Origin of the sequence: Lentibacillus songyuanensis (assembly GCF_039548255.1) — a bacterium.
In the GTDB taxonomy this organism is placed as follows: domain Bacteria; phylum Bacillota; class Bacilli; order Bacillales; family Amphibacillaceae; genus Lentibacillus_C; species Lentibacillus_C songyuanensis.
Window position 1 is genome coordinate 171,379 of record NZ_JBCLVH010000002.1, and the last position, 23,136, is coordinate 194,514.

A 23,136-nucleotide genomic window follows, 5' to 3' on the forward strand; every position below is an offset into this window, starting at 1 on the left:
TATTGCTTTCACACTTTTTATAATCCCAATATTGCTTTAAGCATACTTGTCGTCTGACCGCCATCATAGATGATATATAGAAGAAAATAAACGACCACACCTGTAATCGCTGAGAAGAACCAGATAATACTTGTTATTGGACCGATCTTCCTATGTATACTAATTTTACGTTTAAGTGCCAGGGTTATGGTAACAATACCAAAAATGGCACCCACTGTTGCAAGGAAGATATGGAAAATCAAGAAAATAGTATAATATATTTTAATATTTTCCGGTCCACCAAAACTGGTATTCCCAATAAATGCCGTTCTGGAAACGTAGATAATAAAAAACAGCAATGCACTGATTGCAGCCGAGATCATGGTTCGTTTATGCGCCTTCGCTTTTCCTTTGATAATTAAAGCCCATCCAATTGCTACTAAAATGGCACTCAAAGCGATGAAAAATGTACTAATTGTTGGTAAAAATGGCATCAATTTAATTCCTTTCTTACATTACATTGAAATAAAACTGAAGCTGTAACCTTTCTCACCGAACGATTACGTTACAGCCTCAGAAGTATCTTAATCATTGTTACCTGGCTCCATCCGGCTCAGGATCTGGCAACGGATCAACCCTTAAACTCTCTTTTGTGAACCATGAAAAGAACACTCTTCCCATTACCGTTAAATAGGTTATTTCTTGCATTAGTTTCATAATGATACCGCCCAATTGCTGATCTTCCATCGTACTCATTGGCGAAAACATTTCCGGCCCAGAGATGGAATAACTTAAACCTTGTAACACATCACCAGGCACACATAGCGCTAACGCTTGCATCCAGGCCCCATTTTGGGAATAGGCTGCGTATAATGGAACATCCGCAAATATAATAAGAACACATGCAGGCGTAATTAAAACCCCATTTAGAAAAATATATCCAATCTTTAATAAAGGTGTCATTTTGTTAAATTCTTTTAAAGGGGTTATAATCGGAAACCACACAATGAACGCTGCGACTAAAATAATGGACGTAAACAATGTATGGGCGATAGGTGACTCTTTTGAATAATCAAATATTACCGGTATATGATAAATCGAAAACAATGAATTAAATAGTAACAACGAAATAATTGGTTTTGTTAGCAAACGGAGCACAGGTTTAATTACTGGCAAATGTGCAAACCATTCCCAAATCCAAACCGGTATCCCCTTAATCATTAATATTGGAAATAGCAGGAAGTAAACAGCTAATTGAATCATGTGCGCTGTCAACATAATATGCGACAGCAGATCTATTGGCGACCCTTTTACAGCATAAAGCAGGACCATACCAAGATAGAACATAATTTGCTGTTTCCCTGTTGGTTTCTCCCCTACACCAAAACGATGCCGAAAGCGGACAGTTATTAAATAATAGGCAAGGCAAAGCCCAATAATAAAGATCATATAATAGGGACTCCACAGCGCCCGGAAACCAAAAATTTGTAACTCCAACCACATCATAACTCACTCCATTAAAAATGGCTTCTTTACTTCTATATTATAACGCATTTCATTTCATTGTACGAACGTTTATTGTGACAAAAATACAACAAAAATAATAACCGTAACACGAATTACACTTCAGTTTTACCACAATCGGAAATTTCCCCTCTACACATGATAGGAAAAACAAAAGACTAGGAGCGTATCCTAGTCTTTCGTTCCACGCGGTTACCACCAAATTATCGCGGTAAAGGTTGCGGTTGCCATAATAGCTACCCAAAGGCCGCCATAAATCATTACAGCAGGCATGGCATGACCTTCATGCTTCATATGCATAAAATAGTAAAATTGAAATCCAACCTGAATAACTGCTAGTGTAATCAGGATAGGAATCGCAACAAACTTATCCATTTCTGTTAGAACAACGACGAAAGCGAGAAGGGTAAATGCTATCATGAGCGCAAAGCTGATTAATTGTTGTCGCATTTCTTCCTTGTTCTTTTGTTTATGAAACGAATCAAGTTTTGAACCAGTATTTTCCGTCATGGATTAAGCCACCTTTCCCATTAGATATACTACGGTAAAAATGAAAACCCAAACAACATCGATAAAATGCCAATACAGACTCCAAATATAAAACTTTGGAGCATTATACAAGTTCAATCCACGTTTCGCGTTGCGGATTAACAAGGAAATTGCCCAGAATAGACCGAACGTTACGTGTCCGCCATGAAAGCCTAGAAGTGCGTAGAATGACGAACCAAAGGCTGACGAACGGAATGAAAAACCATATTCCGTAATATAGTGGGTGAACTCATAAATCTCACAGCCAACAAACCCGAATCCAAGAATAATGGTAATAACAAACCAAAGTGACATTTTTGCATAATCATTATTCTTCATATGATAAATGGCGTAAACACTCGTTAATGAACTTGTCAGTAAGAGCATTGTCATGACAAATACAAGTCCCAGGCCAAATAAATCGTGACCGGATGGGCCATCAGCTGTTGAGTTGTGTAACGCTAAATACGTTCCAAACAGACTGGCAAAGAGTACTGTTTCACCACCTAGGAAGAACCAAAATCCAATAAATTTATTTTTTCCTTCGAGGGTGGCTTTTTCTGGATCATGTGGCATTGTTTCTGGTTTTAAGGAATGATCATGACTCATGTTAGTCAGCCTCCCTTTCAAGTTCTTCTTTCGTTATATGATATCCAAGATCATCTTTCATGGATCTGATCACCATCATTGTTAATGAAAATGCAATACCGCCAATAAGCACAACTAACCACGCTTTATTATCTGTTTGGTAGATAAAACCAAATCCAGCGATAAATAAACCTAATGAAAATAAGAATGGTAAGATCGAACCGTTTGGCATATGAATATCACCTAGAGGTTCTGCAGGTGTCATTGCACCCTTACCTTCTGATTTTTCAACCCATAATGGGTCAAGTCCGCGAACTAGCGGCGTTTGTTTAAAATTGTAATGTGCTGGTGGTGACGCGGTGGCCCACTCTAGTGTACGGCCATCCCAAGGATCGTCGGGAGCTTTTGGACCACGTGCTGTCACAATCACATTAATGATGAACACGATAACGGCAAACGCCATAAAGAAGGCACCAATTGAGCTGATCAAGTTACCTGTCTCCAGATGATCTCCGGCATGGAACACCCAATAACGACGAGGCATACCCATTAAACCAAGGAAGTGCTGGATAAAGAATGTTAAATGGAACCCGATAAAGAAGGTCCAAAATGTTAATTTACCCAATCCTTCATGGAGAATACGACCGAACATTTTCGGCCACCAATAATGCAAGCCACTAAAAATACCAAATATTGTACCACCAACAATAACATAGTGAAAGTGAGCAATAACAAAGTACGTATCATGGTATTGATAGTCAGCAGCAACAGTTGCCACCATTACCCCTGTCATACCGCCAATGGTAAACGACGGGATAAACGCAAGGCCCCAGAGCATTGCCGAGTTAATAGTAATATTCCCGCCCCATAATGTTGCCAGCCAGTTAAAGATTTTAATCCCTGTAGGAACTGCAATTGCCATGGTTGCAATGGAGAAAATTGAGTTCGCTACCGGTCCTAAACCAACTGTAAACATATGGTGAGCCCAAACCATGAAGCCTAAGAAAGCGATCAGCATTGTTGCAAAAACCATCGCCGTATAACCGAACAGGCGCTTTTTAGAAAAGTTTGAGAATACATCACTAAATACACCAAACAATGGAAGAATTAAAATGTAAACTTCCGGGTGTCCAAATATCCAGAATAAATGCTGCCAGATAATAGTGTTCCCGCCTAATGATACATCGAAAAACGCTGTATCAAACATCCGGTCAAACATAAGTAAAAACAAACCAACTGTTAAGGCTGGGAATGCAAACAGAATTAATACACTTGCAATAAATGATGCCCAGGTAAACAGTGGCATCCGCATATATGTCATTCCAGGTGCACGCATATTAACAACGGTCACAAGGAAGTTTATCCCACCAATTAACGTTCCTGCACCAGCAATCTGCAATCCCATAACATAAAAGTCAACGCCATGACCGGGTGAAGTTGTTGATAATGGTGCATATCCAGTCCAGCCGGCATCAGGTGCGCCACCCAAAAACCAGCTACAGTTAAGGAGTACTCCACCTAACATAAATAACCAAAAACCTAAAGAATTTAAAAATGGAAAAGCAACATCCCGCGCACCTATTTGCAGCGGCAGAACCGCATTCATCAGGGCAAATATTAACGGCATGGCCGCTAAAAATATCATGGTTGTTCCATGCATGGTAATAACTTCATTGTAAAAACCGGCGCTAACAAAATCATTATCCGGTTTAATCAATTGAATACGAATGATTAAGGCTTCGATTCCGCCAAGAAGGAAAAACAATCCACCGCCAAACAAATATAAATGTGCAATTTTCTTATGGTCGACAGTCGTTAAATAATCCCATAGTACAGCGCCAAAGCCCCTTTTCTGAGTAGCTGCAATACTCACTACTTTAACCTCCCTTATACATCTTCCATCCCTTTAAAAATCTGTTGTGCTGATCATTAATCTCCGGCGCTTTCAGGCGTAACTTTCGAAGGTTTTAATTGCATCAAATAATCCGCAATTTTACCTGCATCATCCTTAGAAAGCTTAGGATAATTACCTGTCATTTTGTTTCCAGGTTTAATTGATTCCGGATCCATAATCCAATCGACAACATTTTCTTTCGTGTGGTCTATTACTCCGGCTACTTTTGTACGGTTACCAAAGTCAGTCAAGTTAGGCCCTACTTGAACCGGTGATGAGCCTACAGCGTGACAGCCCATACAGTTATTCTTTTCAAATAACTCTTGCCCTTCTTTCGCTGTGTCACCTTTTGCAACCGCATCAGCATCCACATTTTGCATGTCTTTTACCCATTGATCATATTTATCCGGACTAACAGCAATAATTTTAAAGTCCATCAATGAGTGGGAAGGTCCGCAAAACTCCGCACATTTACCCCAGTAAACACCCTCTTCGTCAACTTGAATATACATTGTATTCTCATTTTCCGGGTTCACATCCATTTTACCTGCGATACTTGGCACCCAGAATGAATGAATAACATCAGACGATTTCATATTCAGATACACCTTTTCACCAGTTGGAATATATAAATCCTGACTAGTCTGTATATCTTCACCTTTGTAATTAAAATGCCACCAATACTGGTTTCCGGTAACTTCAACATTCACTTGATCTTTGGCACCTTTTGTACTTGCAAGATCAAATGTTGCAATCGTTGTTGGGATCGCAATGATAATTAACAGGATAATAGGGATAATCGTCCAGATTGTCTCTAATGTTTTATTCCCTTCTACCTGCTTTGGTATAAAATCTTCATTGCCTTTTTTCTTACGGAAACGAACTAATACGGTAATATACACTATTGCAACAACCAACAGTACAAATGACATCACAACTGTTGTCAGGATAATTAAATCATATGATGTCTGTGCACCATACCCTTTAGGTTTTAAAGCGGTTAAATTTTCCCTGCCACATCCCGTTAAAACGAGTGCCAGTAAGCCTAACAAACTTAACGCCCGGAATTTTCCCATCCAACCTTTCATGTATTCATACCTCTCTTTCTCTTTTAAGTCTTCCTTATATTTTAGTTACTTAAGGACATTGACATAACAATTACTTACTAACTAAAGGGGAAATCCAATGTGACGATTACCATCAGTAAAAACATGATGGTTAAATAATTCAATGAATAGATGAACATTAAATTTGCCCATTTAAGATCACTCTTCATAAAAAATCCACCAATGCCCAGTACAAGCCAGCCGACATTAAGTAATGTAGCGATCACTAAAAAAGTCGTTCCAAGTGAAGATAAATAAAATGGAAGTGGCAATAGACATGCTGTATACACAACCATTTGCCGCTTTGTAAATGCAAAACCATGAACAACCGGCAGCATTGGGATACCTGCAGCTTTATATTCTTTACATTTTTTCATTGCTAATGCAAGAAAATGTGGTGTTTGCCAAATAAACATAATCAAAAACAACACGACAGCTGCAATATGAAAGTTCGGATCAATAGCTGCCCAGCCAATTAATGGCGGCATTGCACCAGAAAAGCTTCCTACAACTGTATTCAGGGTATACTTGCGTTTTGTCCACATCGTATAAAAAACGACATATACCAGCCAGCCAAAAAAAGCAAAAAGCGCGGCCGTAAACGTTGTGAAAAGCAACAAAACAATACCTAAGGTTGTAGAAGCAATGCCCAATAATAGCACCTGATTTAATGGGATGGATCCGGTTACCGTCGGCCTGGTTTTTGTACGGCTCATAACTGGGTCAATATCAACATCATACCAATTATTCATGATACATCCACCGGCAATTACAAGTGCAGTTCCAGCCATGGTCAACAAAAAAACTTGCCAATTATCAATAAAGGTTGTACCTGTAAAATGAAGCGCCAGCCAAAATCCAGTAAACGTTGTAATCAAATTCGAATTTACAATACCCAGTTTCACAAGCGCCTTTAAATCGGCGAAAAATGATGAATCCGCTTCTCTGGTGTCAGCCAAGTTGCCCATTATTTGTGAAGTTGTCGTTTCCGCTTTATTCAATACCATATCCCCCCTTCAAACTCCCAACAAAAAGGCTCAATATATAGAGTACCATTAGAAAGCAGCAGCTTTTTGAACTTGTTAAAAATGCAAAACGGTAAATATTACATTCGATACATCCATTTTACAGTTTTGAACATGCTCTATGAACTAATATTCCCTAAAGTATCCTAACTATTATCCTAATTGTACCATGGAATTGAATTACATTCTATCTCACTACATAGCTTCCTCCCTTTTTAGCATTCGCAAAATGTGACAGATTTGTGAACTAGGGATAAAAATAAAATAAAAGGCATGACGCCTTCATTGGTTAAAACTAAAATTATGTAGTTTTCCCCTGAAACCAGGCATAGTGATGGAAATCTTAACAAATATCCCCTACAATATTTCTAGCAAACAACGCTACATTTTGCAAGAGTTTTTTCTTTTTTCATAGTGAAAACAGTATTTAATCATGATAAGATGACAATTGTGTGTTATTTATCCATTAAACATTGCGATTCTTAATGGAAAAGTATTACTATAAACGTATATATATTTTTATCTTAGAAGTGAGGCATTAATGTATGGTAAGAATACTAAAATGGCTATCTGTCGTTTCCGCACTCGGAATGGTCTTTGTTTTAATCGGTGGTGCCTTAGTAACGAAAACGGACTCAGGCATGGGATGCGGAGCAAGCTGGCCACTGTGTCACGGTAAATTTGTACCAAGTGATATCACACCAGAGTTAGTAATTGAACTTAGTCACAGACTTATATCCGGTATTATGGGTGTAGTTGTTCTATTGTTATCATTTTTGTCGTGGAAATACCTTGGGCACATTAGGGAAGTAAAGTTTCTTGCTTTTATGTCCAGTTTATTTCTGATTCTTCAGGCCTTAATTGGCGCTGCGGCAGTAATTTGGAATCAATCTGATTTTGTATTAGCTACACATTTCGGTATTTCCCTTATCTCATTCACATCCATATTCTTACTGATGTTGTTAATATTCGAAGTTGATAAGAAATTTGACACAGCATCATTACACATCACAAAGCGACACCGTCTGGAAATATATGCAATTACGGTTTATACATTAGCCGTCGTCTATACAGGCGCCCTTGTCCGGCATGCACACGCCAGTTTAGTATGTGGAGATTGGCCTTTTTGCCGTAATACAGAAATCTTCTCCCCATTGAATTTTGTCCAGTGGATTCAAATGGGCCACCGACTGCTTGCCGGTATCCTGTTTATTTGGACACTCGTATTATTCATACGGGTAATTAAATATTATCGGTCAAACCGAGTGATGTTTTGGGGATGGGTTGCTACCATGTCACTGATCGTGTTACAGGTCTTCTTCGGTGCCATGATTATTTTCACACGGCTAAACCTAGGAATTTCTTTATTACATGCGTTTGTTATATCCCTGTACTTTTCCATGTTGAGTTATTTCGCTTTACTTGCCACCCGTTGTGCCAAATATGAAAACGAACATAAAGCGGAAGATGAAACAAGCAGCAGATAATAATCTGCTGCTTGTTTACCTGATATATACATATCAAGCTCTATTCAAATTCAATTAATAAATCGTTTACCGCAATCGCTTCTCCGTTTTTCACATATATATCTTTGATCGTACCGGCGAACGGAGCTTGTACAGTTGTTTCCATTTTCATTGCTTCTGTAATGATTAAATGGTCACCTTTTTTCACCTTTTCCCCTTTTCCACAGACAACTTTCACAACGGTACCAGGCATCGTTGCACCGATTTGTTTTTCATTACCGGTGTCCACTTTTTGCTTCACTTCAAGTTGGGACTGGACATTTTCATCCTTGACAACCACTTCCCTTGATTGGCCATTTAGTTCAAAATAAACAACCCTGGTGCCATCTGGTTGCGCTTGTGAAATAGAAACTAATTTGACTATTAACGTTTTCCCCTGCTCAATTTCCACTTCAATTTCTTCACCTAAACGCATACCATAGAAAAATGTTGGTGTATCAAGTACCGACATATCTCCATACGTTTCTGCGAATTTATGAAAGTCCATAAACACTTTTGGATATAATGCATATGAAATCAAATCAAAGCTGGTTACCTGACGATCTAATGTTTTAAACAGATCATCCCGTAATTGGGTAAAATCTACTGGTTCAAGTAATTCTCCAGGTCTTTTTGTGATCGCTTCTTTCCCTTTTAAAATAATCCGTTGTAATTCTTGCGGAATTCCTTGGTATGGCTGACCGATAAAACCTTGAGCAAATTCAATCACCGAATCTGGAAAATCAATAGATTCCCCACGTTCATAAATGTCATCTTCAGTCAAATTATTTTGTACCATGAATAACGCCATATCACCGACAATTTTAGATGATGGTGTCACTTTGACAATATCACCAAACATTTCATTTACCTTACGAAACATGACCTTTACTTCATTCCAGCGTTCCTCCAACCCGACAGCTTTTGCCTGTTGTCTTAGGTTGCTGTACTGCCCACCAGGCATTTCATGAAAGTAAACTTCGGTGTGTGGGGACTTCATGCCACTTTCAAAGTCCTGATAATACTCCCTGATGCCATCCCAATATTGAGAAAGCTTTTCATAAGAACCTATATTAATGCGCGGCTGCCGAGTTGTACCTTCCAATGCATGATAAAGTGTTTGCGCACTTGGTTGTGACGTTAAACCAGCCATGGCCCCACAAGCAACATCCACCGCATCAACACCCGCTTCGGTTGCTCGTGCATAGGTGAAGACACCATTTCCGCTTGTATCATGGGTGTGCAAATGAATTGGAATATCCACCGTTTCTTTTAATGTGGAAATTAATTGATAGGCCGCTTCCGGTTTTAACAATCCGGCCATGTCTTTGATTCCCAAAATATGTGCACCAGATTCTTGAAGTTCCTTGGCTAAATTTTTATAATACGTTAAATCATATTTCGTTCGATTAGGATCAAGTATATCCCCGGTATAGCACATTGTCGCTTCGGCAATTTTGTTACTATCACGAACTGCCTGGATTGCCGGCCGCATTCCTTCCAGCCAATTCAAACTATCAAATATTCTAAAAACGTCAATTCCAGCAGAAGCACTCTTATCAACAAATTCCTGTATAACATTATCTGGATAGTTTTTATATCCAACTGCATTACTTGCCCGCAACAACATTTGGAACAGAACATTCGGAATTCTCTCTCTGAGCGTTAACAGGCGATGCCATGGATTTTCTTTCAGGAAGCGGTAAGATACATCAAATGTAGCGCCTCCCCACATTTCCAGTGAAAAAAGCTCCGGTAATAATCGTGCTGTTGGCTCCGCAATTTGTACTAGATCTTTCGTACGTACACGGGTCGCCAGTAACGACTGATGGGCATCACGGAATGTCGTATCTGTATATAATACCTCTTTTTGTTCCTTTAACCAGGTTGCCAGTCCTTCTGGTCCACGCTCATCCAAAATTTGTTTCGTTCCTGCTGGTATTTTTTCGGTTGGGTGGGTCTTAGGAATGGGCACTTTCGAAAACACCGGTTTCTTCTTTGGCCCATTGATGGTTGTCTTTCCAATATAGGTTAGCATTTTTGTGCCGCGGTCTTTTCGTTTTGGAAATACAAATAATTCTGGTGACTGGTCAATAAAGGTTGTGCTGTATTCACCTGACAAGAATTGCTTATGCTGAATTACATTTTCCAAAAATGGAATATTGGTCTTAATGCCGCGAATCCGAAATTCTTTTAGGTTACGGACCATTTTCTGTGCTGCTTGTTCAAAAGTTAATGCCCAAGTGGATAATTTTACGAGCAGTGAGTCGTAATATGGGGAAATGACCGCCCCCTGAAAACCATTCCCGGCATCCAGACGCACGCCAAAACCGCCACCAGACCGGTATGCCATAATCTTACCCGTATCAGGCATAAAATTATTTAACGGATCCTCTGTTGTTACCCGTGACTGAATCGCGTAACCATTTGTAGTCAGGTTCTCTTGTTGACCGATACCGATCGAATCGCTGTGAAGAGATAGTCCTTCCGCTACTTTGATTTGTGTCTGAACGATATCCACGCCAGTGATCATTTCTGTGATGGTATGTTCAACCTGTACCCGTGGATTCACTTCAATAAAGAAAAATTCATTATCCGTTACCAAAAATTCCACTGTTCCAGCATTTAAATAGTCAACATTTTTCATTAACTTAACAGCGGCTTGGCAAATATCCATACGCAGTTCTTCATTCAATGACACACTAGGAGCGATCTCTACCACTTTTTGATGCCTGCGCTGGACCGAGCAGTCACGTTCAAACAAATGAACAATATTTCCTTCATCATCTCCAATGATTTGAACCTCAATATGCTTTGGATTTTCGATTAATTTCTCCACGTATACTTCATCACTGCCAAATGCCGCTCTTGCTTCAGACTTGGCACGATCATATGCCTCATGTAAGGCACTATTGCTGCGGACAATCCGCATTCCTCGTCCCCCGCCACCAAGTGATGCCTTAATAATAATCGGATAGCCATATTTATCGCCGAAAGCTTCTACTTCCTCAACAGACATAACCGGTCCATCACTGCCAGGTATAACGGGCAGCCCAGCATTAACTGCCTGTTCTCTTGCACGGACCTTATCACCGAACATGCTCAAATGTTCACTGGTCGGCCCAATAAAAATAATACCTTCCTGTTCGCAGCGTTTAGCGAATTGAATGTTTTCGGATAAAAAACCATACCCAGGATGAATCGCGTCAACACCAACATCCTTGGCAATTTCAATAATTCCTTCGATATCCAAATAGGCGTCGATTGGTTTCTTATCTTCACCAACCAGATACGCCTCATCCGCTTTATACCGATGATAGGAACCAGTGTCTTCTTTGGAATAAACCGCAACGGTTCGAATATTCAGCTCCGTACAAGCCCGAAAAACCCGAATCGCTATTTCCCCACGATTTGCGACTAGTACTTTATTGATTTGCTTCACATCAGCCATGATCTTCCTCCTTTATTAACATTTTGTGGCATTTCTTTAACTGGAACAGGCTGCTGTTCCTTTTGCTTAACACTTCTAGCAATATTATTTAAAATTCCCATCGAGATCAACATGATCAATAGGGAAGAACCACCATAACTAATAAATGGCAATGGTACACCAGTAATTGGGAGTAATCCGCTTATCGCCCCCAAATTAATAAATGATTGAATGCCGACCATCGAAGAAATTCCGATGGCCAGCAACGCCCCGAAGCTATCATCACACTTTCTCGATATAAAGATCCCTCTTATAACAATAATGGACAATAGCCCAATTACTAGAATAACACCTACAAAGCCTAATTCTTCTGCAATGATTGCCATGATAAAATCCGTATGTGCCTCGGTTAAATAGCCAAGCTTTTGTACACTATTTCCCAACCCTTCGCCAGTTAATCCGCCAACACCAATTGCGAGATAGGACTGGATGAGATGATATCCATCATCATCCGGATGCTCAAATGGCTGATAAGCTCCTGTGAATCTAGCAATCCGCACATCCGTAACCATGTTTGGCACGGCAATTAAAATAATTAATAGACCAATAGCAATCAGTACAAATAAATGCTTGAATTTAATACCAGAGCTAAAAATAACCGAGCATGCGATAAGAAAAATAATCGCAGCGGTTCCTATATCTGGCTGCAATACAATAAGACCCAGTACGGCCCCAGTTAAAATGAGAGGAGGTAATACCCCTTTATTGAATTCCTGAATATAAGATTGTTTTTTAGAATAAACCGAGGCTAAATACATAATTAGTCCCAATTTGGCAAATTCCGCTGGCTGCAGGCTGATAAATCCAAAACTAAACCATGATTGTGCATTATTTACAACTGTCCCAAAAAATAGCACACCAATTAACAATGCAATAATAAATAACATAATAATCTTCATAAGCTTTTGATAATACTTGTATGGAAACACACTGCAAAACACAAAACAGATCGCGCCAACAACAAACCATTGAAACTGCTTTAGTAAATAAAACGTGCTTTCCTGTCCCTGAACGACAGCGGTGACCATACTTGCACTATAAATCATGACCATCCCGAAAGCACTTAGTACGAGTGGTGTAATCATTAGAGTGAAATCATTATTTTTAAATAACTTTATCATCGTACTTCTCCCCAACTATGTATTTAGCAAAAGAAACGTATATTTTTAATTAGTATAACACAATTTTTTGAATAGTGTAACCTGTTTTATCATATAAGAACTTTTGAGTTATTCTTTTTTTAAATCAGTATAACCTTAAATATTTATAATAAAAAAACCTTGCCATGGTATGTCGGCAAAGTTTTTACTGCAGTAAGCCAAATTAGTGATGCAGACGCCTACACTGATTTTTGCGCAGCCTCATGCAATATATTCAGCTGTCTTTCGAGATTTTCGAGAAGCGCCTTCCCTGCATTCTCATCAATTAAGTTTAACCGTACAGCAAAATCTATTTCCCGGGACAAACCGAACATTTGTGTATCTAAAACCTCTTCATACAAGGGACACTTTGGCGTCATTAAATTTTCAATTTGAACTTCAATAAGCTTCAAAATTTTATCAGCATCGGCCTTAAGAAGGGCATAGGCTTTTTCACGATGATTCACAGTCACCTCTGATAACAATAATATCCCCTCCACCTAAAAGACTTTCTTCTTTATTATATTATCGTTTCAAACCATAAATTGCAAATAAAACTTAGTCTAAATCTTTCGGATGAAATTTTTCCCGACGTCTGCTATTCTGAAAATGTACATATTTTAAAGAGGTGGTAATGACATGATTATACCAATAACAGGGAATGTTGCCTATCCAATTACACTAGATCCAACTGTGTGGATATTTGATGAAAGGAAAATTTTACTTGAGGATGCCTTTGTAGAAAAAACAAAAAACAAAAACGACGATGATGAACTTAAGCAAGCTTCCGAACGCTTTGATCGTGCGATATCATCACAATTTAGCAAACCGCCTGTCAATCCAGGCATCTCCCGCAGAGAAGGAGAGAAGATTTTAAAAAACTCCTATGTGATGCCAATCAAGGACTTTGCAGAAAATGCAGAAAGTGCGGTGGATGCCTCTCGTGCTATCCTGGTTACGACCACCGGAGATATTTCAATAACACTGGAAGATTTTACAAATGGTTTATTTTTATTTGCGATCAATGGAAAACCATTAAAAGAAGACGGGCCGGTACACTTCTTCTATCATGATGGCTCCAATGAAACGAACCCAATTAAAAACATTAAAAAAATAGTAATTGAATAAAGTGAAACTTCATTCAGTGGGGGTTTTCCTTTTCTCCCCCACTGAGACAGGAGAACAAAGGCTAAGATCTCAGGCGTCTGAGTTGCAACGCCTTTGTGACCTGCATCGTGCAGGCTGAGAACAAAATCGGACCTTTGTCGTGCAGTTAACTCCCATTTTTTTTTATTTTTTTTCAAAATCTGAGGCGGTAGTATGATTGCCCATTTAGAATGTGATAAACACCGATCAAGCTGTTTGCCATTTCATAGGTGAGCAGCTTTTTGGTATAAATAATCTTCTCCTGCTCAAAATAAGGCAACAAACGTTATTTTTGAAGGAGGAGAAGACATGTATCTGCGCATATTTATATTCCTCATTTCCAGTATTATTATCCTAACGGGATGTCAACAACAAAATGATGAAACATCTTTACCAGAAAAGGAACATGGAAACCAATTTACACAGGTAAAGAATTCACACCCTGTTAAACAAGACAATGCATCCAATAAAGAAATAGCGGATCATCTTGCCGATCTTGCTAGTAACGTACCAAATGTAAATAATGCAGCAGCTGTTGTAGCAGGCCCCTATGCGGTTGTAGGAATTGATGTCGATAAAGACTTGGACCGTTCACGGGTCGGCACGATTAAATATTCAGTGACAGAAGGGTTACGACACGATCCATATGGGAAAACTGCTGTTGTTGTGGCTGATGCCGATGTCACACAGCGACTGCAGAATATGAGTGACAAGATTGGTCAAGGGCATCCAGTACACGGGGTTGTTGATGAATTATCTGCTATCGTTGGAAGGTATATGCCGGATTTTCCAATTCGTGAAAATCAGCCACAGGAACCTGATCAGAATAAAAAGGTTATCCCAAATGAAGAACAAAATAAATTGGACGATATCCAGCGTGATCAATCAAACGAGCAGGGTAATCGATAATCCTGTAATGAAAAAAGGTGCTTCCATTGTAGAAGCACCTTCTTTCATTATTCTTCATCCGCCTTAGCCTCATTGTAATAATTGACCCCAAACTGAGAACCTTCAGAAACCATTTTTGCATTTTCAAATTGTGCTTGGTCGTTGTTGTCTGTCTGATCCGGTATCCCCGCCTCATCAAGTGTACTAACCCCATCTTCTTTAAACTTGTCGATAACAGATTTAGCCTTTTCCTGCATTTTATTTCTTTTTTCTTTATCCAACAGTAAATATCCTGCTGTTCCAGCACCCGCAGCGGCTCCAACCGCAGAAATAATATAACGTTTTTTCATTTTAATCGTCCTTTCGCCTTGTTTACTAGCTTATATTCCCCTATATTTATTTATCAAACATCCGTTAAAGTGAAACTTCATTCAGTGGGGGTCTTAATGCCCGTTAAGGCGGGATAAATCATATACATCTTTATACAAGGGATATCATGTGTTATAGTTAATTTACCAAACGAGAAGTTGGAATATTCATTTCCAGCAAGTATAAGTAATAGAACTGATGGCAATTAGATTCTGATTCGAGGTGAAAATCGATGCAAGTAAAATGTGTTATTTGTGACAATATAGAAGCAATTGATGACTATTCGCTTAAAGCAAAACGACTGCGAAACAGAAGAATTTATATGTATTTATGCCAATCTTGCTATCAGCGAATCGATACAAAAACAAAAGAAAGACATCAGACAGGAAATTTCCACTTATATCGAGAAAAGAAACGTAAAAGTGATTTGATTTAGAACAAATTACCAAACTTTCTTTTTATTGATATAAGCAAAATAGAGCCTACAGTTTATAAGCAAAAAAACTCCTGCATACGGGAGTTTTTTTGCTTTACTTCTTTTCTGCCCGTGCCTTCCGCTGCTGATGCAGACGAAAACGATAAACTCCCATAACGATGGAGATAATAATTAAGCTTTCTGTCATTGGCATTTTAAAAATACTAAATATCGTTATAATATATGTACCTATAGCAAGCATCACATAAACGAAAACTGTTTTTAAAACCGGTAATTTTCTAGCAAAACCAAGTTTAAAGGCAATGGCGCCAAAAATCAGGTTAAGCACATACAGCGTCACGTAAATATGATCATCGCCAAACGTATTTTTAACATAGTCGAAAATAACACTATCCATCAAAATCCCCCATTATCAATGCATGTTCCATAGACTTGGCAATTCAAAACTCTTTCCTATCATATAATACTAGATCTTTTCGGCACATGCCAGTCAAATATGTGAACGAAATTCAACAACGTATTATTTCAAAAATGCCGTGAAATGATTTATACTAAGATCGTCGTACAGATTGAAAATAATATAATTTTTCCAGTCTGCAAAGGGATGGCAACATATTTGTCATTCTGTCCACTACAAGTAGGGGTGAAAATAATGCAGAAAATTAACTTTCCGATGCTATTGCTGGCCATACTAGTAATTGCCATGTTTGTTGCTGTTGGTATAGCAATTTCTTATCAAAATATTTGGTATGTCTTATTGTTCATGATATTGGGATTTGCAATCATGGGACTTGGCCTGACAATTAAACGCAAAAGAAGTGACTCGCATTAAGATGCAGTCACTTTTTTCCTCTTTTTATAAAACCTTCCAGTATTGGTTGCCGGATAGCGGGATTTCCTGTAAAAACGGAATTCCTTTCTAACATATTAACCGGTTCTCCGGCGGTATCCGTTGTCATTCCTCCAACTTCATTCACAAGAACCATTCCTGCAGCATAATCCCATGGAGCAAGACTTAGTGTTAAATAGCCATCAATAATCCCTTCTGCCACAAATGCAAACTCTAACGCAGCTGATCCATATGTTCGTATACCGCGAACCGTTTTTACCAGTTTCTGCATTTGGTGCTCATCTACCAGACGATTCTCACACAGCCAAAAATGATTAAGACTTAGTATCGCTTCGGTCAATGCAACATTTTCAGTAAGTTTGGGCAGTCGAACGTCGTTTTTATATGCGCCTTCCCCTCGTTTCGCGCTATAAAGCACATCCTCCATCACATTATAAATAAGGCCAATTTCACCAATGCCCTGATGATAAATACCAATAGAAATCGCAAAGTTTCGTTTCTGATGGACAAAATTCATTGTTCCATCAATCGGATCAATAATCCAAACGATTCCATCCAATGATGTTAATTCATCACCATATCCTTCTTCACTCAACAATAAATGATCTGGAAATGCCTCCCTAATAGAGGATGCAAAAAATTGCTCTGTCTCTTTATCCATTTGCGTTACTAAATCATTCGGGTTTGATTTGGTATGAATGATTAATGGATCATTGATTCGTTCTCGAATTGTCTTGCCTGCCTGGTATATCCAGGCGCGAGCCTGTTTAAAAATACGTTCACGCAAAGCCTCATCCATATACGAATCCTCCAATGTGTTGATTAGTACTATACTAACAAATCTTAGCTAGCTAGTCATCAAAAACGGTAATACACCAACATCTAATCATACAAAAAGACACCTATACAGATCCTTTTCTACACAGGTGCCAGCTATCATTGGAGATATCAGTCACTTTCGATTTCAAGTAATTGGCGTCGCAATTGTTCCAATCGTTCTTTTGTCTTTATGATTTGAACAGTATCTTTTGCTTGTAATGCATCATGGAGTGTTACAAGCTCGTAATCAATTTCCATACGAATGACAGGCAATTTTTCTTTTGCTTCTTTCTGTCTTAATACTTCCATCACGTATTTCATGCTACTTACACCCCTTCAGGCTTTTATTATTTATATGATAAAATGACAAAATCGTTCAAGATTTTCTTTCTCAATTATCAATCTTCTTTATTAACTATACCCAATTTCGTTGGTTTTAAACGGTATCACTTGACTGAAATTCCGTTTTACTTAATAATAACTATAATCTACAATACTTTAATAGACGCCTTGCTTAAGGAAAGGATGAAATATAATGGCATTTAACGGCTTTACGTCGCAGGATTTTGGGGCTTTTCAGATCGAGGGGTTAGATGGACGAATGGAGGCAATTCAAAGTAATATTCAACCAAAGTTTCAAGAAATCGGCAGTGAATTAGTTGATTATTTACAAACTTTGTTAGGCAATGAAATGTTTTTGCACATTGCCAAGCATGCCAGAAGAACGGTTAATCCGCCTAATGATACATGGCTTGCGGTTGCCAATAACAAACGGGGCTATAAAAAGCATCCTCATTTCCAGGTTGGACTATGGGATGATCGTGTATTTGTGTGGTTGGCATACATTTATGAACTGCCAAATAAAGAAGAAATGGCTAGGGTATTTTTGCAGCATGAAGGCGATTTGCAAGAAATGCTGCCCAGGGACTTTAACATTTCCATGAACCATATGAAAAAATCCGATGAAACAGTAAATGATGTGGAGCTTGATAAGGTATTAGACCGTTTTAAGCGTGTCAAAAGTGCCGAACTATTATTTGGGAAACAATTTGCTGCACAGGATCCTATTATAACGGACGGACCAAAGTTTTTACAGGAATTAAAATCAGTAGTGGATGTCCTTGTTCCTATTTATCAATTATCATTGAAATGAGCTGATATAGAAAGGGCAGCTTTCGGTAGAGCTACCCTTTCCCCATTTTTATCAGACCGTTTGTTTCTTTCGCTTTTTTAACAACCTGATAACTTTCATATCCAGAAGCCTTCTGAAATTGGGCAAAAAGCTGTTTTTCTTCGCTTTTTGATGGAACAATCTGTTTAAATCGTTTATATGCTAATAACACATTTTCCGTTTTCACACTATTTTCATAAGCTTTCTCAATCATGTTGAAAAAATTGATTATATCGGTAATTTCTACTTGTGTCCATGTTTCATCAATCGGATAATGATAATTCACGTTGTCTTCCTCCAGTTACTTCCATTTACTTCGAATCGTTTCAGCCTCTGTTAGCAAATCTGTAATTAATTCCTTTACCGTTGGAATGGAATCAATGCGGGCAGAAATTTGACCTGCCCAGCCAAAGCCAGCTGTTGCATCCCCTTCGTAAATATACCGTTTATTTGCTTCACCGCTAATTAGTTCCTTCATATCTTTGTATGTAGCTTGTTTTGCTTCCAGTTCAAGAATACGGGTGGTCCACTCATTTTTCAAGGCTCTGGCTGGCATGCCTAACGTACGTTTGATAACCGTTGTTGCATTCTCATCCGCATCCAATAATGCTTGCTTATAACCAGGGTGGGCATCCACGCACTCTTTTGTTGCAATAAATCGCGTACCCATCTCAACACCATCTGCTCCAAGCGCCAATGCCGCCATTAGTCCACGGCCATCACCAATTCCGCCTGATGCAATAACCGGTATTGACACATGGTCAACCACTTGCGGAGTCAATACGAGTGTTCCAGTATCTCCACGTCCAAGATGACCTCCACCTTCCTGTCCAACAACCATTACAGCATCTGCACCTAATTCTTCTGCTTTTTCGGCTTGTCTTCTGGCAGCAACCAGAACAAGTTTTTTAATTGCATGCGTATTAACCATATCTAGTACACCCTTAGGATTTCCACCTGTTACCGAAATAACCGGTACTTGTTCATCAATTGCAACCTGAACCATGTGTTCAAAAGGTCGACCATGCTGTCCAATGGCAAAGTTTACTCCAAATGGTTTGTCCGTCAATGTTCGTAATCGTTTGATCTCTGCTTTTAATTCATCGGGACTGTTGAGACTCATAGCAGTAATCTGACCCAACCCTCCAGCATTCGAAACCGCCGCGGCTAGATCGGCATATGCAAGATATGCCAACCCCCCTTGAATAATTGGATAATCAATATTTAATAATTCAGTTATTCGCGTATTCCACTTCATGCATGTTCCCCCTTCTATGTATTTATTCCTTTCATGCTATCATGTTACGCTTCGTTTTGGCTACTTTGAAATAACAAAAAGGGCTGCCAACAATCAATTGACAACCCTTACATTTTATTTTATCGCATTCTACTTACTGCTTTTACAATTTGGACATGTTCCATAGAGGGTGGTTACTTTTTCATTATCGAAGTGTTCAATAACCTTTTGACAATCTTGACATACGATCGTGCCCATCTGGTCCAGCTCCTTTTGTTAATTTAGATATTATAATGTTATTATAGTATGACACAATATAAATTTCAACCTTTATTTAGTGTGTCACATTAGAAGTAGCCAGTTACAAACATTAACTGGCTATTCCTTCTCCTTTTCCCACTCTTAATGAAGTTTCACTTTATGATCTTGTTTTAATTAATTTAGGATCGACCATTTTGTAGCCTTTGTCACGTAATCCAGTGACAATGTCTTCAATTGCTGCAGCTGTCCATTTTCGATCATGCATTAATAAATTGGCACCATCTGTCAATAGCTCCGTATGTAGCATGATATCCGTAATGGCATCCTTGGACATGTACTCTTTATTCCAATCGTATCCATACGACCAATTCATTAACACCATTCCCTCATCTTTAACAACCTTTTTGGAATAATCTGTATTAGCTCCATTTGGCGCGCGAAAGAATTTTGGTTTTTCACCAATAATATCTTCTACCTGCTTATCTACACGAACAATTTCAGCTTTTTGTTCTTTTTTTGATAAATCGGGCAAGTAGGCATGTGTATCGGTATGGTTTCCGATCATAAATCCCATATCATGAATTTGCTTTAACTCTTTTTTCTTCGCTGGAGAATCAAGAAAATGCCCATTCACAAAAAAGATAGCACGTGCATTCATTTTTTTTAAGGTCTTGGCAATATCCATTGCATATTCATCAGGTGCATCGTCAAACGTCAGCAATACCACTTTTTCGTCTGCATCATCTGCTATTGGAACAATCGACCATGCATCAGAAACTTTATATTTAGCTTCAATTGACGGATCTTTTTCTTCTTCCTTATTTTGTTTTTTTTCTTTGTGTTGATCTAAGTCATCTTGTTTTTTATTTGTTGTTACCGTTTTTGAACTATCTGTCTCTTGATTTTTTGGTTGTTCTCCTGCCGTAGGATCGCTACAGGCGGTCATTGTAACTACGAACATTAAGCAGCATAGAATCATTTTTTTCATTCGTTTAACGCCCTTTCATGCAATATTATTGTAAATACTCAAATCATGTACTTAAAAGTAGTTTGTTTTTTAATCAACAAATTATAACTTGTACCTCCCATACCTTCTACGTGCCAAAATGAATTTAATTTGCAATTCCCGATTATTTTATAAACAAACTTGTTTCTGCTTCTAACCAGTAAAAAATTCAATCATAATATACTGTACAAACATTTCAATCTGAAATAACAATGTTTTTTGTTTGTGTTCAGAAAAAATGGGGTATATAATTTAAAATTGGCCCTCTATTTTCCAAGTTTATATCTTTTGAATTAGTAAACAGTAAGATAGAGATTGTTTTGGATTTGGGCGAGAGAACTTTTCGATACATAACAAATTTTTAACACTACACGTGAAAGAAAGGAATTATGATAATGAATAAAGTTACACGCGTCTTTTGGATTTCTGCAATCGTTGCTATTATTTTTATCGTATGGGGAATTATTCCGAAGGATGTCCTGCCACATGCGAATTTGGGTGACGTAACAACAAACATTCAAACATTTTTTGTCGATAAATTCGGCTGGTTTTATTTGTTAAGCATGACTGCATTCGTTGTGTTTTCGCTCTACCTCATTTTTTCCAAGTATGGCAAGATAAAGCTTGGTAAACCAGGTGATAAACCGGAATACTCCTATATTACCTGGTTTGCCATGTTATTTAGCGCCGGAATGGGAATTGGTCTAGTCTTCTGGGGAGCGGCAGAACCAATGTCTCATTTTCATGAACCGCCATATGGAGATGGACAAACTGCAGAAGCAGCCAAAACCGCTATGCAATATAGTTTTTTCCATTGGGGACTTCATCCATGGGCGGTTTATGCAACATTAGGTTTGGCACTGGCTTATTTCAAATTTCGAAAGCAGGCACCAGGTTTGATTAGTGCAATTTTACAGCCTGTTTTTGGTGACCTTGTCAAAGGACCGCTTGGCACATTTATTGACTTTATCGCTGTATTTGCGACTGTTTTTGGCGTCGCGACATCACTTGGACAAGGTGCCATTCAAATTAGTGGTGGACTCCATTACGTTTTCGGTTTTAATCAGTCAATTACGATGCAATTCGTGATTATTCTATTGGTTACGATTCTTTATTTGATTTCGGCGATGACCGGATTAAATAAAGGTATTAAATATTTAAGTAATACAAATATCGTTCTAGCCATTGCGCTAATGGTATTTATGCTATTTGCTGGCCCGACTAAATTTATTATGGAATTCTTTACGACATCATTCGGTAGCTATATTCAGAATTTACCAAGTATGAGCTTTCGGATGACACCATTTGATGCTGGCGGCGGAAGTGATTGGATCAATGGATGGACCATCTTTTATTGGGCATGGTGGATTGCTTGGGCTCCTTTTGTCGGTACCTTTATTGCACGAGTTTCAAGGGGCAGAACCATTCGGGAATTTGTCTCTGGAGTACTGCTTGTTCCTACTATTTTTGGGGCAATATGGTTTGCAACACTTGGTGGATCAGCCATTCACTTAGAAATGTTTGACAATGTGGATATCATGTCTTCCATCAACGATATTGGTGAGGAAGCAGCACTGTTTGCGGTGTTGGACCACTTTCCGATTGGAACATTTATATCGATTATCGCGATTTTGCTTATTTGCACTTTTTTTGTTACATCAGCGGATTCAGCGACATTTGTTCTGGGTATGCAAACGACCGGCGGAAGTCTGTATCCCCCAAATGTTGTCAAGTTTGTCTGGGGACTTATTCAATCAGGGGCAGCTGCTATCCTTTTATGGCAAGGCGGCTTGACCGCATTGCAAACCGCATCCATTATTGTCGGATTACCGTTTGCGATTATTATGATCTTTATTATCATATCTTTAGTTAAGTCATTTAAAGAAGAAGCCAGGCAATACGAATTAAAACGAAATAAATAACTCAGATAAGAGAAATCCAAACGATGATTCAAGTTTCTTGTATTCGTCTGGATTTCTCTTTTTACAGTAGAAACCTACAACGTTTTAGCTCCGCACTGAAAAAGCACGTTTCTGATTACGTGAATGTGTGATAAGATCGTTACACAATTTAGCAACGGAGTTTTTTAGCACGACGAAATTTTATACCTTAAAATGGCAACGTGACGATAACTCTCTTATCCATTCACCTCTTTTGGACATTACAAAAACGCAG

General features: G+C 38.6%; 25 protein-coding genes. 7 read left to right on the top strand and 18 right to left on the bottom strand.

The features are described 5' to 3' along the window. Positions 1-17: 17 nt before the first annotated feature. The 7 genes from WMZ97_RS02850 to cyoE form a co-directional block, all read right to left on the bottom strand. Complete coding sequence (locus tag WMZ97_RS02850; RefSeq protein WP_343270546.1) at positions 18-473, bottom strand: DUF420 domain-containing protein; 456 nt, start codon at positions 471-473, stop codon at positions 18-20. A 100-nt stretch (positions 474-573) separates the two neighbouring features. Continuing rightward, complete coding sequence (gene ctaG, locus WMZ97_RS02855) at positions 574-1,482, bottom strand: cytochrome c oxidase assembly factor CtaG (RefSeq protein ID WP_343270791.1); 909 nt, start codon at positions 1,480-1,482, stop codon at positions 574-576. Between the two features lie 213 nt (positions 1,483-1,695). Next, positions 1,696-2,013, bottom strand: coding sequence for a cytochrome c oxidase subunit IVB (gene ctaF, locus WMZ97_RS02860; RefSeq protein WP_343270547.1), 318 nt, complete (start codon positions 2,011-2,013; stop codon positions 1,696-1,698). Positions 2,014-2,016: 3 nt separating this feature from the next. After that, the gene (locus tag WMZ97_RS02865; protein ID WP_343270548.1) at positions 2,017-2,640 is read right to left on the bottom strand and encodes a cytochrome (ubi)quinol oxidase subunit III; all 624 of its coding nucleotides are present in this window, start codon (positions 2,638-2,640) and stop codon (positions 2,017-2,019) included. A gap of 1 nt (position 2,641) precedes the next feature. Continuing rightward, positions 2,642-4,492: a cytochrome c oxidase subunit I gene (gene ctaD, locus WMZ97_RS02870; protein ID WP_343270549.1), complete on the bottom strand. Its 1,851-nt coding sequence runs from the start codon at positions 4,490-4,492 to the stop codon at positions 2,642-2,644. A gap of 56 nt (positions 4,493-4,548) precedes the next feature. Continuing rightward, on the bottom strand, positions 4,549-5,601 hold the full coding sequence (gene coxB, locus WMZ97_RS02875) for a cytochrome c oxidase subunit II (RefSeq protein WP_343270550.1): 1,053 nt from the start codon (positions 5,599-5,601) through the stop codon (positions 4,549-4,551). Positions 5,602-5,678: 77 nt separating this feature from the next. After that, positions 5,679-6,620 (bottom strand): heme o synthase, encoded by a 942-nt coding sequence (cyoE, locus tag WMZ97_RS02880; protein ID WP_343270551.1) that lies wholly within the window; start codon positions 6,618-6,620, stop codon positions 5,679-5,681. A 569-nt stretch (positions 6,621-7,189) separates the two neighbouring features. Here cyoE and WMZ97_RS02885 point away from each other — a divergent pair. Beyond that, a complete protein-coding gene (locus tag WMZ97_RS02885) occupies positions 7,190-8,131 on the top strand; it encodes a COX15/CtaA family protein (protein WP_343270552.1) in 942 nt (313 codons plus the stop codon). A gap of 40 nt (positions 8,132-8,171) precedes the next feature. Here WMZ97_RS02885 and pyc read toward each other — a convergent pair whose 3' ends face one another. From pyc to WMZ97_RS02900, 3 genes are all read right to left on the bottom strand, one after another. Next, a complete protein-coding gene (pyc, locus tag WMZ97_RS02890) occupies positions 8,172-11,600 on the bottom strand; it encodes a pyruvate carboxylase (protein WP_343270553.1) in 3,429 nt (1,142 codons plus the stop codon). Further along, positions 11,588-12,760: a putative lipid II flippase FtsW gene (gene ftsW / locus WMZ97_RS02895; RefSeq protein WP_343270554.1), complete on the bottom strand. Its 1,173-nt coding sequence runs from the start codon at positions 12,758-12,760 to the stop codon at positions 11,588-11,590. Before ftsW ends, pyc begins: the two co-directional genes overlap by 13 nt. Before the next feature lie 218 nt (positions 12,761-12,978). Beyond that, a complete protein-coding gene (locus tag WMZ97_RS02900) occupies positions 12,979-13,263 on the bottom strand; it encodes a YlaN family protein (RefSeq protein WP_343270555.1) in 285 nt (94 codons plus the stop codon). 154 nt (positions 13,264-13,417) lie between these two features. On the opposite strand from WMZ97_RS02900, the gene WMZ97_RS02905 reads away from it, so the two are divergent. Next, complete coding sequence (locus WMZ97_RS02905; RefSeq protein WP_343270556.1) at positions 13,418-13,906, top strand: hypothetical protein; 489 nt, start codon at positions 13,418-13,420, stop codon at positions 13,904-13,906. A gap of 327 nt (positions 13,907-14,233) precedes the next feature. Next, complete coding sequence (locus WMZ97_RS02910; RefSeq protein ID WP_343270557.1) at positions 14,234-14,833, top strand: YhcN/YlaJ family sporulation lipoprotein; 600 nt, start codon at positions 14,234-14,236, stop codon at positions 14,831-14,833. 47 nt (positions 14,834-14,880) lie between these two features. Here the strand turns inward: WMZ97_RS02910 and WMZ97_RS02915 are convergent, their stop codons facing one another. Then, positions 14,881-15,162 carry a hypothetical protein gene (locus tag WMZ97_RS02915; protein ID WP_343270558.1) on the bottom strand — a complete coding sequence of 94 codons (282 nt, stop codon included), beginning with the start codon at positions 15,160-15,162 and terminating at the stop codon, positions 14,881-14,883. Between the two features lie 251 nt (positions 15,163-15,413). Between WMZ97_RS02915 and WMZ97_RS02920 the strand changes: the two genes are divergently transcribed. Next, a complete protein-coding gene (locus tag WMZ97_RS02920) occupies positions 15,414-15,617 on the top strand; it encodes a YlaI family protein (protein ID WP_343270559.1) in 204 nt (67 codons plus the stop codon). A gap of 94 nt (positions 15,618-15,711) precedes the next feature. Here WMZ97_RS02920 and WMZ97_RS02925 read toward each other — a convergent pair whose 3' ends face one another. Next, positions 15,712-16,014, bottom strand: coding sequence for a YlaH-like family protein (locus WMZ97_RS02925; protein WP_343270560.1), 303 nt, complete (start codon positions 16,012-16,014; stop codon positions 15,712-15,714). A gap of 255 nt (positions 16,015-16,269) precedes the next feature. Between WMZ97_RS02925 and WMZ97_RS02930 the strand changes: the two genes are divergently transcribed. Further along, positions 16,270-16,449, top strand: coding sequence for a DUF5325 family protein (locus WMZ97_RS02930; protein ID WP_343270561.1), 180 nt, complete (start codon positions 16,270-16,272; stop codon positions 16,447-16,449). Positions 16,450-16,456: 7 nt separating this feature from the next. Here the strand turns inward: WMZ97_RS02930 and WMZ97_RS02935 are convergent, their stop codons facing one another. After that, positions 16,457-17,266: an inositol monophosphatase family protein gene (locus WMZ97_RS02935; protein WP_343270562.1), complete on the bottom strand. Its 810-nt coding sequence runs from the start codon at positions 17,264-17,266 to the stop codon at positions 16,457-16,459. A 149-nt stretch (positions 17,267-17,415) separates the two neighbouring features. Beyond that, positions 17,416-17,607, bottom strand: coding sequence for a hypothetical protein (locus tag WMZ97_RS02940; RefSeq protein ID WP_343270563.1), 192 nt, complete (start codon positions 17,605-17,607; stop codon positions 17,416-17,418). Between the two features lie 214 nt (positions 17,608-17,821). Between WMZ97_RS02940 and WMZ97_RS02945 the strand changes: the two genes are divergently transcribed. Beyond that, positions 17,822-18,439 carry a DUF1054 domain-containing protein gene (locus tag WMZ97_RS02945; protein WP_343270564.1) on the top strand — a complete coding sequence of 206 codons (618 nt, stop codon included), beginning with the start codon at positions 17,822-17,824 and terminating at the stop codon, positions 18,437-18,439. Positions 18,440-18,470: 31 nt separating this feature from the next. Here the strand turns inward: WMZ97_RS02945 and WMZ97_RS02950 are convergent, their stop codons facing one another. The 4 genes from WMZ97_RS02950 to WMZ97_RS02965 form a co-directional block, all read right to left on the bottom strand. Beyond that, on the bottom strand, positions 18,471-18,743 hold the full coding sequence (locus tag WMZ97_RS02950) for a UPF0223 family protein (RefSeq protein ID WP_343270565.1): 273 nt from the start codon (positions 18,741-18,743) through the stop codon (positions 18,471-18,473). A gap of 15 nt (positions 18,744-18,758) precedes the next feature. Then, positions 18,759-19,715, bottom strand: a complete 957-nt coding sequence (locus tag WMZ97_RS02955; RefSeq protein ID WP_343270566.1) for an NAD(P)H-dependent flavin oxidoreductase — start codon at positions 19,713-19,715, stop codon at positions 18,759-18,761. A gap of 129 nt (positions 19,716-19,844) precedes the next feature. Next, positions 19,845-19,952, bottom strand: a complete 108-nt coding sequence (locus WMZ97_RS02960; protein ID WP_343270567.1) for a GapA-binding peptide SR1P — start codon at positions 19,950-19,952, stop codon at positions 19,845-19,847. A gap of 160 nt (positions 19,953-20,112) precedes the next feature. Next, positions 20,113-20,943: a polysaccharide deacetylase family protein gene (locus WMZ97_RS02965; RefSeq protein WP_343270568.1), complete on the bottom strand. Its 831-nt coding sequence runs from the start codon at positions 20,941-20,943 to the stop codon at positions 20,113-20,115. Between the two features lie 413 nt (positions 20,944-21,356). On the opposite strand from WMZ97_RS02965, the gene WMZ97_RS02970 reads away from it, so the two are divergent. Next, positions 21,357-22,883 (top strand): glycine betaine uptake BCCT transporter, encoded by a 1,527-nt coding sequence (locus WMZ97_RS02970; protein WP_343270569.1) that lies wholly within the window; start codon positions 21,357-21,359, stop codon positions 22,881-22,883. Positions 22,884-23,136 lie beyond the last annotated feature (253 nt).